We start from the raw sequence: 16,965 nt of genomic DNA on the forward strand, positions 1-16,965 counted from the left end.
CTCATCCTGGTCGCCGTACCCCACGATTGCCCTGGTCCGGCTGGTTGAACCGGCCGTTGAGCCATTCGGCGCATCACATAGTGCTATAGCTGAATGTGATGCCCGAATTGGCTCTTGTAATCATGTTGTGATACCTGCACACGAGGTCACTCATCTACTGTTTCGCGAGGCTTCACCCGGAGTCGTCCCCACGAAATTGGAGGAATGAGTGCGCCGAAGATTGGTCGCCGCGATCGCCGCGGCGGCGGTGGTCGGGGCCGGGGTGCTGGTGGTCAGCGGTGCCGCCGACGCGGCCCCCGCGACGCCGCAGGGCTCCCCGGCCGCCAAGAGCGCCGCGGAGCAGTCCGACGAGATCGTCAACCCGCTGGAGGCCAAGCGCCGCGCCCTGCGCCAGGAGGGGCTGTCCAAGGTCCTCTCCGGCGGCGCGCAGGTGGAGCAGCGCGGGGCGAGCACCGTGGTCAAGGTCGGTGCCGCGCCCGCGGCCAAGGGCGGCAAGAAGGACGCCGACCAGTACGTCGAACTGGGCAGGGAGAAGACGGACAAGATCTTCGTCATCCTCGCCGAGTTCGGTGACCAGCGGCACCCGGACTTCCCCGACCAGGACACCAGCCCGGCGACCCCGGGCCCGACCAAGTTCGACGGTCCGCTGCACAACCAGATCCCCAAGCCCGACCGCTCGGTCGACAACAAGACCATCTGGCAGTCGGACTTCTCGAAGCAGCACTACCAGGACATCTACTTCGGCCAGGGCCCGAACGTCGAGTCGTTGAAGACCTTCTACGAGAAGGCCTCCTCGGGTCGGTACTCGGTCGACGGCGAGGTCACCGACTGGGTGAAGGTGCCCTACAACGAGGCCCGGTACGGCCGTTCCGACGGCCAGCCGTGCGCGGGCAAGATCTGCGGCAACTCCTGGTACCTCATCCAGGACGCCATCAACAAGTGGGTGTCCGACCGCAAGGCGCAGGGCGCGACCGACGCCGACATCAAGGCCGACCTCGCCTCTTACGACCAGTGGGACCGCTACGACTACGACCACGACGGCAACTTCAACGAGCCCGACGGGTACATCGACCACTTCCAGATCGTGCACGCGGGCGCGGACCAGTCCGACGGTGACCCGCTCTACGGCGAGGACGCCATCTGGGCGCACCGCTGGTACGCGTTCTCCAACTCCACCACCGGCCCGGCCGACAACAAGCTGGGTGGTGTGCAGATCGGCAACACCGGTCTGTGGGTCGGCGACTACACGATGCAGCCGGAGAACGGCGGCCTCGGCGTGTTCGCCCACGAGTACGGGCACGACCTGGGTCTGCCGGACAACTACGACACCGTCGGACCGGGTGGCGCGCAGGAGAACGGCATCAACTGGTGGTCCATCATGGGCCAGAGCCGCGTGTCGCTGGCCAACGAGCCGATCGGTCTGCGCGCCAACGACTTCTCCCCGTGGGACAAGCTGCAGTTGGGCTGGCTGGACTACGAGACCGTCGTGGCCGGTCAGGATCGGAAGATCGATCTAGGCCCGGCCGCGTACAACACCAACAAGGCTCAAGGGGCGGTGGTTGTCCTACCGGACAAGACAAAAACCACGACCTATGGGCCACCGTTCGCCGGTAAGAACATGTGGTGGAGCGACAAGGGTGACAACCTCACCAACACGCTGACCCGTTCGGTCGACCTTACCGGGAAGACCGCCGCGGAGCTCAAGCTCAAGGCGCGCTACGACATCGAGGACTGCGACTGCGACTTCCTGTTCGTGGAAGCGTCCACCGACGGCGGTGCCAACTGGACCGCTCTTGACGGCACGGCCAACGGCAAGCCGTTCATCCACAACGCGGTCGGCACCCCGGCCATCACGAACTCGACCAACAACCAATGGGTCGACGTCGCGGTGCCGCTCAACGCTTACGCGGGCAAGAACATCAAGCTGCGGCTGAACTACCGCACTGACGGCGGCTTCGCGCTCAACGGCTTCTTCGCCGACGAGATCTACGTGAACGCCGACGGCGCCGCGCTGTTCACCGACGGCGCGGAGAACGGCAACAACGGCTGGACCCCGGCCGGGTTCCGGATCACCACCGGCACCGAGACCGCGACGTTCGACAACTTCTACATCGCGGCCAACCGCGCCTACGTCGGGTTCGACAAGTACCTGCAGATGGGTCCTTACGACTACGGGTTCCCGGACCGGCCGAACTACTCGGTCCGCTTCCCGTACCAGCAGGGCCTGTTGGTGTCGTACTGGGACACCTCCCAGACCGACAACAACACGTCGGTGCACCCGGGCGAGTCGCTGTTCTCCATCGTCGACGCGCACCCGGACCCGATCTACAACCTGCAGGGCCAGCCGTGGCGGCCCCGCATCGCGGGTTACGACGCGCCGTTCTCGCTGAACAAGTCCGACTCGTTCACCCTGTACGCGGGTGGCCGGGCGAGCTACGTCCGCGGGACCCCGGCGCAGCCGGTGTTCGACGACACGAAGTCCTACTTCAACGCCGCCCAGCCGACCGCGGGCGTCAAGCTTCCGGCCGTCGGGGTGGGCATCAAGGTCTTGAAGCAGGACGGGCCGTCGATGACCATCCGGGTCTACTCGACCAAGAAGTGACCCGGCAGGCCGTGGTCGTCCGGTGCGGTGGCGGGGCATGCCATCGTTCCACAGTGGACTGATCACGGCAGGAGCGACCAGGGCCGGTGGTGGGGTCAACCCCACCACCGGCCCTGGTGCGTGCAGGCTGTCCCGGGGTCCGCGCGGTTCCTAGCGTGATCATCATGACCTGGCTGACGACCAAGGCGACCCGCGCGCCGTGGGTGCTCCCGGTTGGGGCACTCATCGCCGTATTCCTGGTGTACTCGCTACCGCCGTACCTGACCTTCGACCCGGCTCTTTCCCGCGTGCCCGCGGGGTTCTGGTTGCACTACCCGACCCTCTTACTGCACATCACCTTCGGCTCCGTGGCGATGGTGGGCGGCTTCCTGCAAGTGTGGCCGTGGTTCCGTTCAGCCCACCCGCGCCTACACGCGAAAGTCGGCCGGATCTATGTATTCGGGGGAGTCTTACCGGCCGCCACCATGGCGTTCATCCTCGGCTTCACCTCGCCCTTCGGCCCCATCACCCGCGCGAGCGACATGCTCGGGGCCGTCCTGTGGTTCACCGCGACTCTTATCGGCTACCGCAAGGCCCGCGCCAAGGACTTCCGCGCCCACCGCACCTGGATGGTCCGCAGCTACGTCTTGACCCTCTCCACGATCACCAACCGCCTCTGGGGCCCGATCGTCGCCCTCGTCCTCGCCCCCGGCCTGGACACCACCTTCGGCGGCAGCGAACTGGCCATGGGTCAGGCGATCGCGGGCATCACCGCCTGGCTGGGCTGGACGGTCCCGCTGGTGCTCTTGGAGTGGTTTGGCACCCGCAGACGGCAGGTTGCTCGGTAGTCTTACCGGTGTGGGGGAGAAAGTCCTGTTCACATAGCGGGGGACCTGGGCCGGTGGTCGCCTTCGCGGTGGTGGTGCGCAAGGCCCGCCCGCGCCGGGCGGCCGGGATTGCCGTCGTGGGCTCGGCGGACTTCGCCGCACTGGGGCCGGGCACGGCGGCCTCTACGGGGTCCGCACCACTCCCGCGCCACGGCAGGTGGACCTCGACGCGATCACCGCGGCCGTCGCCGCTGCGGCGGACATCCTGGGCGCCGCGTGATCAGGCGGCGAGGGCGGACTCGCGGAGGGCGCGCAGCGCGTAGTGCAGGCGGCTTTTCACCGTGCCGACCGGGACCTGGAGGGTGATGGCGGCGGCAGCGGCGGTGCGGTCGGCGAAGTAGACCTCGACCACGGTCTTGCGGTGCGGCTCGGGGAGGGCTTCGAGGGCGGCGTCCACCACGACCTTGTCGAGGACCTCGTCGGTGCGGGCGGGGGCGCTGGTGACGTCGACCTCGGGGAGTTCGACCTCGGCGGGGCGGGCGGCGCGGCCGCGGTGCTGGTCGACGGCGATGTTGTGGGCGACGCGCATGAGCCAGGAGCGAACGGAGCCGCGGTCCTCGGTGAGTTTCTCGCGGTGGCGCCAGGCGCGGATCCAGGTTTCCTGCACCACGTCCTCCGCGCGGTGCGGGTCACCGGTGACGCGGCGGGCGTAGGAGAGCAGGGCGGCGCGGTGGGTGGCGACGAGGGTGTCGAACTCGGCCATCGGACTTCTCCTTGCGTCGTGCTTTCCGTTGTGACACAAGGTTCTCGCTTCTTACCCCCGGTTTCGCTGGGTCAATCCCGCCAACCGCGGGGGTGGTCCCGCCCTTCTCGTGGGGGCCACCCCCTGGGGATATCCCTACCTACGCTGCTTTCCACCGTCGCCGTCGGGCACGCATGACGGCCAGGGCGGTGCCACCGCCCACGACAGCGGCACCGCCGAGCGCGGCCACGAACAGCAGGGCGGCCCGTGCGGGTCCACGGTCTTCCACCGGTGGCAACGCCACTACGACGTGTTCCTTGGACGGCGGCGCCTTCGTTTGTCCGCTCAAGAGCGTGGTCACGGCGGCGACGGGGTCCACGATCCCGTACCCGACAACAGGGTGCGGTACCTGCCCGGCTGGCTTGTCCGCGGTCGCGGTAAGACGTTTGATGACGTCGGCGGCTGACATGTCCGGATACTGCCCACGCACCAAAGCAGCGCTACCGGCCACGAACGCCACCGCCAGCTCCGGCCCCGCCGCCAACCGATGCCCAGGCCCGGACGGTCCGATCCCAACCAACTGATCGGCCGGGGCCGCCAGCATCGGTTGCGCCCCCAACGTCACCGTCTTGGCTGGCCCATCCGGTCCGACAGGGGCAACGGCCACGACACCATCCATCGATGCCGGGTACGCCCGCTGTTTGGGTTGTCTTACCGCCGCGGGCGCCACTACTACGACGTCCCGCGTCCTCGCGTAGTCCACGGCGGCCTGCAACTCAGGTGTGCTCACCGTGTTCAGGACGCCGATGGCGACAACGCGCGCCCCACTGTCGACCGCTACCCGGATTCCCGCCGCCAACGCGGCCGGGTCCACCTTGCCCGGGTCGCTGGTCACCCGCACCGGGATGATCTGGGCGTCCGGTGCCACTCCCGCGAACGCCGTCTTCGGTTGCGGCCGGGACGCGATCAGCCCGGCCAAGAACGTCCCGTGACCAGCGCAGTCGCTGTCCGCGGCACCTCCGGCGACGTCCGCTCCCGCGGTCACCGCGCCCGCCAGCGAGGGCGCCGCGGCGCTGACCCCGGTGTCGACCACCGCGACCGCGACCCCGCCGCGCGTCATCGGCCACACCCGCTCCGCCCCGAGTCGCTTCTGCGCCCACGGCTCCGGCTGCGCCACCGTGTTCTCCGGCGGCGCGCACTGCCCTTGCTGCTGCGCGGACGCCTGCTGCGGTAGCGCTACCGCCATGATCACCGCGATAGCCCCGACGAGTGCCGCCCTCATGACGGCTCCTCCGTCCACCCGATCTGCAGCGAGGTCATGTCGCGGCGGGTGACCAGCAGCGCCCGACCGGGCGGGAGCTGACGACCACGCTGGCCGTTGAGCAGCGGCATCTCGTTCGGCGGCACCGACAGCGCCAGGTCCGGCGTGTTCGACTCCTGCAACCGGCGGACCACCGCGTCCATCGACATCCGACCCGATCCGGCGGCCGCGCGGGCCAGGACCACGTGCAACCCGATGTCACCGGCCTGCGGCAGCAGTTCCACCAGCGGGTCCAGCGGCCCACCGGCGCCGTTGTTGAGCAGGTCGTAGTCGTCGACGACCACGAAGTACTCCGGGCCGGACCACCAGTCCCGCTCGCGCAGCCTGCTCGGGGCGATGTCGGCGCCGGGCACCCGGGTCTTCAGCTCGGCGGCCAGCGGCCGGATCAGCTCGGCGGCCGGACCGGCGGCGACGGCCACCCCGTGCCGGTACTCCTCCGGCACCGAGTCCAGCAGCGCCCGCCGCGAGTCCAGCAGCACGATCCTGGCCTCGTCCGGGGCGTACACGCGGGGGATGGCCTGGGTGATCAGGCGCAGCACGGCCGTCTTACCGCTACCGGTGTCACCGAGCACGGTCAGGTGCGGGCGGGCGGCGAAGTCGTGCCAGACCGGCTTGAGATCCAGTTCGCCCGCGCCCAACGCGACCCGCATCCGTCCGTCCGGCTCGGGCAGGTCCGCGGCGGGCAGCACGCCCGGCAGGGTCCGCACCTCGGGGGCCGACGGGCCGGACCAGCACTCGGCGACCGAGCGGGCCAGCTCCCTGGTCGCCTCGGCGAGGCCGTCGGCGGCGGCCTGGCCGTCGACCCGGGGCACGGCGGCGAGGAAGTGCAGCTTGTCCTGGGTCAGGCCGCGCCCAGGCAACCGCGGCACCTGGCCCGCCTTGCGCATGTCGATCACCGAGTCGATCGCGTCGCCCAGTCGCAGCTCCAGTCGGGTGCCGAGCTGGTCGCGCAGCGCCGAGTGCACATCGGACCAGCGGCCCGCGGTCAGCACCAGGTGCACGCCGTAGGCGAGGCCGCGCACAGTGAGCTGGCGGATGGTCTGGTCGTGCTGCTCGAAGTCCGCGCGCAGCGACCCCCACCCGTCGACCACGAGGAACACGTCGCCGTGCGGGTCGTCGGCGAACTCGCCCGCCGCGCGCCGCTCCCGGTAGGCGGCCATGCTCTCGATGCCGTGTTCGGCGAACACCTTCTCGCGTTGTGCCAAGACGGCCTTGACTTCGGCGATAGTGCGGCCGACTCGCTCCGGTTGCAGGCGGCCACACACACCGCCCACGTGCGGGAGCCCTTCGAGGACGGACAAGGTACCGCCACCGAAGTCCAGGCAGTAGAACTGGATCTCGGTCGGTGTGTGTGTCAGCGCCAACGCCGTGATGACCGTGCGCAGCAAGGTGCTCTTACCGGACTGGGTACCGCCCGCGATACCGATGTGCCCACCGGAGCCGGACAGGTCCACCATGTGCAGATCGCGGACCTGCTCGAACGGCTTGTCCACCACCCCCACCGGGATCTTCAGCCCGCCCCGACCGGGCCAGTCTGCGGCGGTAAGACCCAACCGGGGGTGCGGCACCAGCGGCGGGAGGAGCTGGTCCAGCGGGGGCGGGTTGTCCAGCGGCGGCAACCACACCTGGTGCGCGGGCGGCCCCTGCCCCAGCAGCTTGTCCACCGCCACGTCCAACACCGTGTCCACGTGCTCGTCGGCGACCGGTACGGCGGTGACCGCGGCGACCTCGGTGGCCGAGGGCAGCCTGCCCGCCCCGAACGCCACGACCTGCCTACGAACTTCCTCCTGCCGCTGCTCCTTCGTGCGCCGCTGGTAGCGGCCTGACACGTACGCGGCCTTAAAGCGGACGAGAGTGGCCACGTCACTGCGCAGGTAACCGTTGCCCGGCGCGCTCGGCAGTTGGTAGGCGTCCGGCACGCCGATCACCGAGCGGCTCTCCATCGCGGAGAACGTGCGCAGACCGATCCGGTACGACAGGTGGGATTCGAGCTTGTGCATGCGGCCGTCGTCGATGCGCTGCGACGCCAGCAGCAGGTGCACGCCCAGCGACCGGCCCAGGCGGCCGATCATGACGAACAGCTCGGCGAAGTCCGGGTTGGCCGCCAACAGCTCGCTGAACTCGTCGACGATGAGGAACAGCGTGGGCAACGGGTCCAGCGCCGCGCCCGCCTGGCGGGCCCGCTCGTAGTCCAGCAGCGAGCTGTAGTTGCCCGCCGCGCGCAACAGCTCCTGGCGGCGCACCATCTCGCCGTGCAGCGAGTCCTGCATCCGGGTCACCAGCGGCGCCTCGTCGGCGAGGTTCGTGATCACCGCCGAGGTGTGCGGCAGCCGGTCAAGGCCGAGGAAGGTCGCGCCGCCCTTGAAGTCGACCAGCACGAAGTTGAGGATCTCCGACGAGTGCGTCATCGCCATGCCCAGCACGAGCGTGCGCAGCAGCTCGGACTTGCCGGAGCCGGTGGCGCCGATCAGCAGGCCGTGCGGGCCCATGCCGCCCTGCGCGGACTCCTTGATGTCCAGCTCGACGGTCGAACCGTCCTCGGCGATGCCCAGCGGGATGCGGAACCGCTCGGCGCCCATCCCGGTGCGCCACAGCGACTTCGGGTCGAGCATGTCCAAGTCGCTTACGCCCAGCAGCCGCGGTAGGTCGAAGTCGGCGACCATCGGTTCGGCCACATCACCGGACGAGTTGAGGCGATAAGGAGAGATCACCCGGGCAAGAGCGCCTGCGCGCGCGACGCTAAGAGTGTCCGGACGGCCCAACAGGGTCCGTACCTGCTGGCCGGTGCGGTCGGTGCGCACGGTGTGCAAATCCTCTGGCGTCACCTCCAGCCGTAGCCGCGAACGGCCCGCGGACCCGTCGAGCGCACCGGAGATGTCCAGCACGACCGTGTTCCGGTAGCCCGCCGCGGCCAACCGCGACTCCGCGGGCACCTCGACCCCGTCGAGCACCACCACGACGTACGGCTCCTCGCGGCTGGGGGTCGCCGCCGACTCGAACCGGGCGCGCTCGTCGAGCTCGGCCGCGAGCAGCTCGGTCAGCGCGTCGACTCCGTCGGCGAGCAACCGCACCTGACCGGCCCCGTCCTGCTCCACCGGGTGCTGCGCGTGCGGGAGCCACTTCACCCAATCCCACTCGGGCAGCCGGTCCGGGCTCGCGCACACGGCGACCCGCAGGTCCTCGGGGGAGTGGAAGGTCACCAACTGGGCCAGCAACGCCCGCACGGCGCCGCGGCCGGTGTCCTCGTCGCCGGAGAGCCGCACCTGGGCGAACCCACGCAGGAACAGCGCGGTCGGCTGGTCGGCGAGGGTGGTGTAGGCGTTGATGAACCGGCGCAGCGCCCGCGCGGACAGCGGCTCCAGGTCGGCCACCGGCTTGGTCTGCATCGGCGTCATGGCCATCGCCAGCCGCTGTTGCCCGACCCCGATCCGCACCTCGGCGAAGTCCGCGTGCGCGGCCCGCCGCTCCCACAACCGGCCGGTCATCGCGACCGACCAGAGCGCTGCGGGCTCCGGGTGCCGCCAGCCGAGCGCGGTCCGCTGCTGGTCGGCCACCGCGCGGACCTGCTTGCGGGTGCCGGACAGGTAGCGCAGGTAGTCCCGGCGCTCGCCGCGCAGCCGCTGCCTGCGGTCGGCGCCGCCCCGGCCGAGCTGGTTGAACACCATCATGACGCCCATCAGGCCCATCATCCCGGCCATCATCAGCGCCATCTGCGGGTTCTGCGGCCCCATGAAGAACAACATGGCCGCGCCGCCGCCGACGGTCATCGGCAGGTACATGAGCATGCCGCCCATGCCGCCGCCGATGGTCTCGGGCAACACCGGCGGCTCCTGCAGGGACAGCTCACCGCCGGGCATCTCCGGCGGCTTCTCCCTGGCCTGCCTGCGAAACAGCGTGGTGCTCATCCGTCCACTCCCTGACATCTCACGGCGGCTGCTGCGGCCCGTCGACACCTGCAGGCCCTACACGGCTGTCCGCGCCGGAGGAGTTCACCGGAGTTTTCCGGCCGCGTCCGGTCCACCCGATGTTCACCGAACCCGCCCGAACCCGGGTGAACCGTCCCCGGGCCGCCACCCGTGTGCTGGGCATGGCCACCACCGCAGCGGCGGGTTCCGGCGAGATGTGCAGGCTGACCATCTGCGGGCCTGCTTCCCGTGTCGAACTCGCCGTCCCAGCCCACGTTCCCCTCGCCGACCTGATGCCGACCGTGCTCGGCCACCTGGACCCCGCGCTGGCCACCACCGGCCTCGCGCACGGGGGTTGGGTGCTGCAGCGCCTCGGTGAACCGCCGCTGGACGAGGACCAGGGCACCGCCGCCCTCGGCCTCTACGACGGCGACCTGCTGCACCTGCGCCCCCGCGACGCCCTGTTGCCCCTGGTCGACTTCGACGACCTCGTCGACGGCATCCACACCGGACTGTCCACACGGGACGATGTGTGGCGCCCGGCGTACACCCGGCGCGTATTCGTCGCCCTGATGGGTCTTGCCGTTGTCGCAGGCGTTGTCACCGCCGGAGCCAACCCCATCTACGCCGGTAGCCTCGCCGCGGTGCTGCTCGCAGCAGCAGCGACCGCCAGCCGGGCACTGGGCGACCGCGTCTCCGCGTTGGTCTTGGCCGGTGTCGGGGTTGTCTCGGCTGCCTTGGCCGGTTTGGGGGTTCCGACCGGCGAGCACCCGTTGGGCGGTCTTATGACCGGGCCGGGGGTGATGGCGGGCGCCGCCGCCGCGACCGTTGCTGTCGTCATCGCGCGAGTGGCCGTGGGCGGGCGGGACGCGCTGTTCATCGCGGTCGGGTTGGCGACGCTTCTCGCCACCATCGGCGGAGGCGTGGCCACCGCGACAGGCTGGGGTTCCGCTGCGGCGTCCTCGGTAGCGCTAGTCGTCGCTCTTATCCTCATCAGGGTCGCGCCACTGACAGCGGCCAAGTTGGCTGGGCTGCAGGTCGACCAGGTGCCGACGAGCGCGGCCGAGTTCCAGCAAGACCTCGATCCGCAACCCAGTGCCACAGTGCTCGACAGCGCCAACCGCGCGGACGCCTATCTCACAGCGTTCTTCGTCGCCCTGGGCACGGTTTCCGCAGTCTCTATGGTCATCCTGGCGATGAACGACAAGTGGGACGCCAAGACTCTTACCGGTGTCGCGGCCGCGCTGCTGTTGTTGCACGCCAGGGAGCTCACCGCCATCGCACATCGACTGGCCTCGCTTGTACCGGCGCTGATGGGTCTTTTCTCCCTCTTGCTGGTCGGCATAGCCGATGTGTCACAACAGTTCCACCCGTTGGTACTCGGCGGACTCGTAGTCGTCGCGGGACTCACGTTGGTAGGCGCGCACCTGACCCCCGGTCGCAAGCTCGTGCCGATGTGGGGCCGGTGGGGTGACCTCTTGCACTGGGCCACCGCCCTCGCCGTGATCCCGTTGGCCCTGTCCGTCATGGGTGTCTACACCGCGCTCATGGCCGCTTGGCACTGAGAAAACCCTTAGACCGCAAGATTCCGTGAACCATCCGGCGCCCGGTAGCCGTGTCCAAGGCAGACGGTGCGCACGACAACCCGAGGAACGAGAGGAGGCAGGTCATGTACAGCAGGCGCGACCAGGTCCAGGCCCACTCGTTCCTCGTCGGCAGGTTGAACAGCGCGGTCCTGCGGGTCGACCCCGACGCGCTGGAGCGGCCGATGCGGCGGACGGTGGCCGGGCTGGCAGGCGGCACCGCCGTCGCCGGGCTGGTGCTGGCCGGGACGCTGGTGGTCAACCTGATCGCCCCGGGCAGCGGCACCGCCTGGCGGGAGCCGGGCGCGCTGATCGTCGACGAGGGCACCGGCGGCCGGTACCTGATGGTCGACGGCAAGCTCCGCCCGGTCCTCAACTACGCCTCCGCCCGCCTGCTGCTCGGCGCCAACCCCAAGGTCGCCACCGTCACCGCCGCCGACATCACCGGTGTGCCGCAGGGCGGCCCGATCGGCATCATGGGCGCCCCGGACTCGCTGCCCAACCCGGGCGGCGCGCAACGCACCTGGACCGTCTGCGCGATGACCACCCCGGACGGACCGGGCGTCGCGCTCGCCATTGGCGTGGGCGGCACGCCGCAGCCACCGGTGGACGGGGCGCTGCTGGTCCGCGCCCCCAACGGGGGCCTGCACCTGGCCTGGCGCGACCGGCGGCTGCGGGTCACCGCGACATGGGTGCCCGCCGCGCTCGGACTCGACCCGACCGCCGCGGTCCCGGTCACCGAGTCCTGGCTCAACGCCCTCCCCGAGGGCCCCGACCTCGGCTCGCCGAAGATCAGCCGAGGTGGTTCCGGCCCGACCATCGGGGGAGAGCCCACCACCGTCGGTCAACTCCTGCAGGTCCCCGAAGCCGTTGTCGGTGAACGGTTCTACCTGGTTCAGGCCGGGGGACTGATGCCCGTCAGTGCTACCGTCGCCGCTTTGCTCGTCGCGGATCCGGCCTCGCCGCAGCCATCACGCAAGATAGCGGCGGCGGACTTGGCGACCGCGACTATGCTGCCCGCCCCCGACTGGCAGACGGGCCTACCGCCAGAGCCACCACACCAGATCGACCTCGCCGACGGCGCTAACAGCGCCCCTTGCGTGCGATGGACCGGCGACACCGCCACGCTCACCGTCGGCCCCCGCCTCACCGGCGACCCGGACCCGGCCGTGCAAGGCACCGACCACGACAACCGCACCGCCGACCATGTCACCGTCGCCCCCGGCGCGGGGCTCCTCGTGCGGACCCGACCGGCACCCGGTGTCCCCGGCGCGGGCATGTACCTCGTCACCGACGCGGGTACCAAGTTCCCCGTCGCCAGCGGCGACGCCGCGACCGCGTTGGGACAACCCGTCGAGGGCGCCGCCGCGGTTCCCGCCGACCTCATCGCACTACTGCCCACCGGTCCCGTACTGGACCGGCTCAAGTAGATCGCCCAACCCATCGCCCAACCCGAGGAGAACACCATGACCACGCCCAACCGCTACGGCTACGACGACGCCACCCTGCAGGGCATCATCAACGCCACCGAGACCAGCCTGCAGCAGATGGCCCAGCTCAACCAGAACGTGCTCAACATCCAGGCGATGCTGCCGCAGGTCAACAACTCCACCTCCGGCATGAAGCTGGCCACCGCGATCGGCGAGTGGTCCGGCGACTTCAACGTGGTGAAGAACCAGCTCGACGGCCTCAACGCCAAGGCCACCGGCCTGCTGCAGACCAACCGCTCCGCCAACAACGACGCCGACAGCGCCTCCAACGGCCGCTGAAGTATTTTCTCCCACCACCCACCCCCTCTTCCCCGCCCGGCATCGTTCCCGGCTTCGCGGGTTCGGGTCTTTTGCGGGTCTTCGAAAGGAAACGTCATGACCGCGTTCGACATCGACCACGACGGCTACCTGGAGCTCAACGAGCAGCTCTACATGTACGTCAAGCAGCTCGGTGACATCCTGACCAACCTCAACGCCTCGCTGAAGAACATCGAGGTCGCCACGCACGGCAAGGCGACGCCGCTGTGGCAGGAGGCGCAAGCGCAGTGGACGCTGACCTACTCCGACATGGAGACCAAGCTCAACGCCCACTCGCTGGCCTCGATCAACGTGCACGAGATCTTCGCCGAGGGCGACTCCCGCGGCCAGGGGATCATGCTCGGCTGACCGGCCGGGCCCCGCGCACGTCCACCGTGGACAGCGGCGCGGGGCCCCGGTCCCCGGCCAACCCAACCCAGCAGGAGGAACCCATGTCGAACATCACCTTCGACGAGCAGCGCTACAACCAGCTCATCGGCGTCCTGGACAACATCGAGAACGCCCTGCTGCACACCGCGACCGCGTCCGACACGAACCCGCTGGACGCCGACTTCACCCTGCAGCCCGGCACCCAGAAGTGGGCGCTGGCGATCAGCCTGGTCAGCAAGGGCAAGACCTTCGGCGGCTCGGTCGCCCAGCAGAACGAGCAGATCCGCCAGGCCGTGGTCAAGTTCCGCAACGCCCTGGTCGCCGCCAAGGGCGTGTTCAAGGAGACCGACGACCTGTCCCAGTACGACATCAGCCGCTTCATCGCCGAGTACCCCGACTTCAACGCGGGCGGCGGCTTCAGCGGCACCCCGCACTGATCCACTCTCCCCCGCCACCCGCCCCCTCGTCCCCACCCGGCGTCGTCCCCGACTGGGCGCGGGTCCGTTACGTTTGGAGACACGGCCATGGCCGACCCCACGATCCCCGCCACCGGGGACTTCACCACCGCCAGCTACGAGCAGATCCTTTTCGCGATCACCGGCCTGGGCAGCGACCTCATGGGCATGCTCGACAGCGGTGGCGGGATCGGGGAGTCGCCCAACACGTGGTTCACCTTCACCCCGCCCGGCTCGGCGGCGAACTCCATCTCTTACCACGCCTGGGACAAGTACTACTTCGGCGCGGACTTCAACATGGCCGCGTTCAACTCGTGGTACGCGGCGTGGCACGCGATCGACGACGCGGTGACCCAGGCGTGGTACGGCAAGTCCGGCCTGATGGACGTGCAGTTGCTGCGCGACTCCAAGACCGTCACCGACAACTACCTGACGTTCCTGACCGAGAGCCTTAACACCACGAAGTCCTGGGGGGACAGCCTCGACAGCGACGACAGCGCGTTCAAGGGAAAGGCCGCCTTCGCGATCCAGGTGAACCTGCGCAGGCTCGCGTTCACGTTCAACGACCTGCACGACCAGATCACCCTGGACCGCACCCCGTCCACCCCCACCGGCATCGACGACGCGGCCACCGCGCTGTCCACCTTCGGCAAGAACATGTGGCAGATCTGGTCCGACAGCCGCGACTTCCTGCTCAACGCGCCGATGAACACCGCGAACACCTTCGTCGCCAACGTCATCGCGCACATCAAGCACCAGGGCCTGGATGTCAGCACCAAGGGCATGGAGAGCTGGGGCGAGCCGTCGTACCTGCTCGACCAGTGGAGCGCCAAGGACCGCGGCAAGGCCGAGCAGTACATCCGCGACTCGATGGCGCTCTACGCGTCCAACCGGGTCACCCCGCCCGCCATGCCCACCGGGTTCCCCGTCGTGGACGGCGACCTGACCCGGGCCGAGACCTGGAACGCGGCGAACAACTCGATCAGCGAGGTCGCCCGGGTCGAGCTGCGCAAGATGGCCGTCAAGGCCCGTACCGAGCTCGCCACCCTGGAGGCCGCCTACCGCAAGGCCGGCCGCAGCCTCGGCGACCTGAAGACCAACCAGCCGCCGACGATCGGCAGCCCGCCGCCGGACCCCAACACCAACCCCAACGGTCCCGGCAGCGGCGACCCCAACATCCCGCCCCCGCCGAACGGGGACACCAACGTCCCACCGCCGCCCAACGGCGACACGAACGTGCCCCCGCCGCCGAACGGCGGGATCGACGGCCCCGGCGGTCCCAACCCGAACGACTTCCCCAACGGCTCCGGGTCCGGCAGCGGCCTGCCCGACGGGTTCAGCAACCTGTCCAACGACCCCAGCAAACTCGGCGATCCGCCCAACGGCGGCACCAACTTCCCCGGTCTCAACGACGCGTTGAACCCCAACGGCGGTACCAACGGCGGGGGCCTGCCCGGCGGCGGCGACGGCGGAACGGGTCTGCCCTTCCTGCCGAACCTGCCCAACGGCGGCAAGAACAGCAACGGTGGTGCCAACGGCGGCACGAACCTGCCCAACCTCCCGAACGTCGAGAACCCCGGCGACGGTCACATCGGCGACGACGGGTGGGAACCGAACCAGCCGAACGGTTCCACGCACCTGCCCGGCGGCACGAACCTGCCCGGGTCGAACGGCGGCGTGCCCGGGTTCCCCGGCGGTGCCCCGGGCGGCCCCGCCAACGGCGGGATCGGTCTTGGCCCCGGTTCCCTCCCCGGTACCGGCCCGGTCACGGGGCTCAATGGCATCGGCGGCCTGCCCGGCGCGGACGGCTCCATCGGCGGCGCGGGCGGCGGCCTCGACTCGTGGGGCGCGGCAGGCGGCGGTGCCGGGGTCGGCGCGGACGGTTCGTTCGGCGCGGGTGGCGGCTTCGGTGCGAACGGCGGTGCGGGCACGGGTGCCGGTTCGCCGTTCGGGACCGGGTCGGAGACCGGTTGGTCGGACTGGTCCGGCCACGGGTCGGACGGCGCCAACGCCGCCGGTGGGCCCGGTGGCGCCGGTGCCGAGCACGACCAGCGCGGCGGCATGCCGTTCTTCCCGCCGATGATGGGTGGGATGGGCGGCATGGGTGGCCGCGGCAGCGAGGAGAAGGAACGCGAGCGCACCACCTGGCTCTCGGAGGACGAGAAGATCTGGGGCACCGACACGGAGATCGGTTTCGGCGTCATCGGCCGACCCGACTCCGGCGCCCCGGAGATCGACGAGCCGCTGGTCACCACGCACGTCCACCTCCGGTCGACCACGTCGAGCACCCGCCAGGTCGAGCGCGAGACCCGCCAAGAGGCCGAGGGCACCGCGACCGCCAACGGCTGATGGCAGCACGGCCGCCCGGGATTTCCCGGGCGGCCGTGAACCCTGCCCCGTCCCCTGATCGTGTGATGTGTGTGCCCGCCCGTCCGGGGCGGGGCTCTGTTTCAGCGCGACCGGGCACAGCCCCGGCAACCCAATCCCGGCACCCGAGAGGACGAGACCGTGTCCACGCCACTGCACAACGAGTTGGCCGCCGCCGTGGCCGAACTGCGCGAGCAACAGGAGAAGATCAACGCCGCGGTCGCCAAGGTCGCCGCGGCCACCACCACCCTGGCCACCGAGGACCACATGGTCGAGGCCACCGTGGACGGTCAGGGCAAGCTCACCGGCCTCAAGTTCCACGGCCGCCGCTGGCGCGACCTCGCCCCCGCCGAACTGGCCACCCGCCTGGTCGAGCTGATCGGCAAGGCCCAGGACCAGTCCGCGCGGACGACGGCCACCCTGTTCGCCGAGATCATGCCCGCCGGTGCGGGCGTGCCCGACCTGGCCACCCTGTCCGACCCGGACGCCCTCACCGCCGAGATCGACGCCATGATCAACGCCGTTGTCCGCGAGGAGACCAGCCGATGAGCCACCTGTCGGTCGACCCGGAGAAGCTCCGCCTCGGCGGCGTCAACATCGACCACACGGTCGACCTGGCCGTGGAGATCTGCAACGACCTCTACCTCGCCACCGACCAGAACCGCGGCGCGGGCGGCACCGGCGAGATGGGCAAGAAGTTCGACTCCGGCTACCGCCCCGGCGAGCAGGAGGCCCTGAAGTTCCTGCGCCTCATGCAGAAGACCATCGGCGAGGCCAGCGCCCGCACCATCAAGACCGCGGGCGTCTTCACCGAGACCAACGAGGACGCGGACAGCACGGTCCGCCCTTGACGTCCTGACAAGACGATGTCCTGACAAGACTTCCGAGTACCCGAGGGGAGGGTCGACCGACGGCCTTGGTGCTGCCGGACAAGAGTGGACGGCTGTTGTTGATGATGGCGGGCCGCTGAGCGGCGAAATGCCGCAGTGGACGCCTGTGCGGTTGTT

At 69.9% G+C, this 16,965-nt stretch carries 13 protein-coding genes; 10 read left to right on the top strand and 3 right to left on the bottom strand.

All coding sequences use genetic code 11. The features are described 5' to 3' along the window. Positions 1-208 precede the first annotated feature (208 nt). Together H504_RS0105950 and H504_RS0105955 are read left to right on the top strand one after the other, a co-directional pair. Positions 209-2,602 carry an immune inhibitor A domain-containing protein gene (locus H504_RS0105950; protein WP_035303367.1) on the top strand — a complete coding sequence of 798 codons (2,394 nt, stop codon included), beginning with the start codon at positions 209-211 and terminating at the stop codon, positions 2,600-2,602. A gap of 164 nt (positions 2,603-2,766) precedes the next feature. Further along, positions 2,767-3,429, top strand: coding sequence for a DUF2306 domain-containing protein (locus H504_RS0105955; protein WP_035303394.1), 663 nt, complete (start codon positions 2,767-2,769; stop codon positions 3,427-3,429). A 259-nt stretch (positions 3,430-3,688) separates the two neighbouring features. On the opposite strand, the gene H504_RS0105960 is transcribed toward H504_RS0105955, so the two are convergent. The 3 genes from H504_RS0105960 to H504_RS0105970 all read right to left on the bottom strand — a co-directional run bounded on the left by H504_RS0105960 (position 3,689) and on the right by H504_RS0105970 (position 9,376). Then, complete coding sequence (locus H504_RS0105960; RefSeq protein WP_026422040.1) at positions 3,689-4,171, bottom strand: sigma-70 family RNA polymerase sigma factor; 483 nt, start codon at positions 4,169-4,171, stop codon at positions 3,689-3,691. A gap of 139 nt (positions 4,172-4,310) precedes the next feature. Further along, positions 4,311-5,432 carry a S8 family serine peptidase gene (locus tag H504_RS33500; RefSeq protein ID WP_051385534.1) on the bottom strand — a complete coding sequence of 374 codons (1,122 nt, stop codon included), beginning with the start codon at positions 5,430-5,432 and terminating at the stop codon, positions 4,311-4,313. Beyond that, the gene (locus H504_RS0105970) at positions 5,429-9,376 is read right to left on the bottom strand and encodes a type VII secretion protein EccC (protein ID WP_026422041.1); all 3,948 of its coding nucleotides are present in this window, start codon (positions 9,374-9,376) and stop codon (positions 5,429-5,431) included. Before H504_RS0105970 ends, H504_RS33500 begins: the two co-directional genes overlap by 4 nt. Positions 9,377-9,495: 119 nt before the next feature. On the opposite strand from H504_RS0105970, the gene eccD reads away from it, so the two are divergent. From eccD to H504_RS0106010, 8 genes are all read left to right on the top strand, one after another. Then, positions 9,496-10,941, top strand: coding sequence for a type VII secretion integral membrane protein EccD (gene eccD, locus H504_RS0105975; RefSeq protein WP_051385535.1), 1,446 nt, complete (start codon positions 9,496-9,498; stop codon positions 10,939-10,941). Positions 10,942-11,045: 104 nt separating this feature from the next. After that, entirely contained in the window at positions 11,046-12,389 is a 1,344-nt protein-coding gene (eccB, locus tag H504_RS33505; RefSeq protein ID WP_035303369.1) for a type VII secretion protein EccB, read from the top strand. Between the two features lie 36 nt (positions 12,390-12,425). After that, positions 12,426-12,728, top strand: a complete 303-nt coding sequence (locus H504_RS0105985; protein ID WP_026422043.1) for a hypothetical protein — start codon at positions 12,426-12,428, stop codon at positions 12,726-12,728. A gap of 96 nt (positions 12,729-12,824) precedes the next feature. Continuing rightward, positions 12,825-13,115 carry a hypothetical protein gene (locus tag H504_RS0105990; protein WP_026422044.1) on the top strand — a complete coding sequence of 97 codons (291 nt, stop codon included), beginning with the start codon at positions 12,825-12,827 and terminating at the stop codon, positions 13,113-13,115. An 83-nt stretch (positions 13,116-13,198) separates the two neighbouring features. Continuing rightward, complete coding sequence (locus tag H504_RS0105995) at positions 13,199-13,573, top strand: hypothetical protein (protein ID WP_026422045.1); 375 nt, start codon at positions 13,199-13,201, stop codon at positions 13,571-13,573. Between the two features lie 87 nt (positions 13,574-13,660). Next, entirely contained in the window at positions 13,661-15,940 is a 2,280-nt protein-coding gene (locus tag H504_RS38435) for a hypothetical protein (RefSeq protein ID WP_051385536.1), read from the top strand. A gap of 159 nt (positions 15,941-16,099) precedes the next feature. Further along, positions 16,100-16,507, top strand: coding sequence for a YbaB/EbfC family nucleoid-associated protein (locus H504_RS33515; protein ID WP_051385537.1), 408 nt, complete (start codon positions 16,100-16,102; stop codon positions 16,505-16,507). Continuing rightward, entirely contained in the window at positions 16,504-16,809 is a 306-nt protein-coding gene (locus H504_RS0106010; protein WP_026422046.1) for a hypothetical protein, read from the top strand. Before H504_RS33515 ends, H504_RS0106010 begins: the two co-directional genes overlap by 4 nt. The last annotated feature ends 156 nt before the right edge of the window (positions 16,810-16,965 follow it).

The organism is Actinokineospora inagensis DSM 44258, from assembly GCF_000482865.1.
Lineage (GTDB): Bacteria > Actinomycetota > Actinomycetes > Mycobacteriales > Pseudonocardiaceae > Actinokineospora > Actinokineospora inagensis.

Bases quoted from the DNA above. Each gene is read 5' to 3' on its own strand.
- H504_RS0105955 (WP_035303394.1), top strand. From the start codon at position 2,767: ATGACCTGGCTGACGACCAAGGCGACCCGCGCGCCGTGGGTGCTCCCG.
- H504_RS0105960 (WP_026422040.1), bottom strand. From the start codon at position 4,171: ATGGCCGAGTTCGACACCCTCGTCGCCACCCACCGCGCCGCCCTGCTC.
- H504_RS33500 (WP_051385534.1), bottom strand. From the start codon at position 5,432: ATGAGGGCGGCACTCGTCGGGGCTATCGCGGTGATCATGGCGGTAGCG.
- H504_RS0105970 (WP_026422041.1), bottom strand. From the start codon at position 9,376: ATGAGCACCACGCTGTTTCGCAGGCAGGCCAGGGAGAAGCCGCCGGAG.
- eccD (WP_051385535.1), top strand. From the start codon at position 9,496: ATGTTCACCGAACCCGCCCGAACCCGGGTGAACCGTCCCCGGGCCGCC.
- eccB (WP_035303369.1), top strand. From the start codon at position 11,046: ATGTACAGCAGGCGCGACCAGGTCCAGGCCCACTCGTTCCTCGTCGGC.
- H504_RS0105985 (WP_026422043.1), top strand. From the start codon at position 12,426: ATGACCACGCCCAACCGCTACGGCTACGACGACGCCACCCTGCAGGGC.
- H504_RS0105990 (WP_026422044.1), top strand. From the start codon at position 12,825: ATGACCGCGTTCGACATCGACCACGACGGCTACCTGGAGCTCAACGAG.
- H504_RS0105995 (WP_026422045.1), top strand. From the start codon at position 13,199: ATGTCGAACATCACCTTCGACGAGCAGCGCTACAACCAGCTCATCGGC.
- H504_RS38435 (WP_051385536.1), top strand. From the start codon at position 13,661: ATGGCCGACCCCACGATCCCCGCCACCGGGGACTTCACCACCGCCAGC.
- H504_RS0106010 (WP_026422046.1), top strand. From the start codon at position 16,504: ATGAGCCACCTGTCGGTCGACCCGGAGAAGCTCCGCCTCGGCGGCGTC.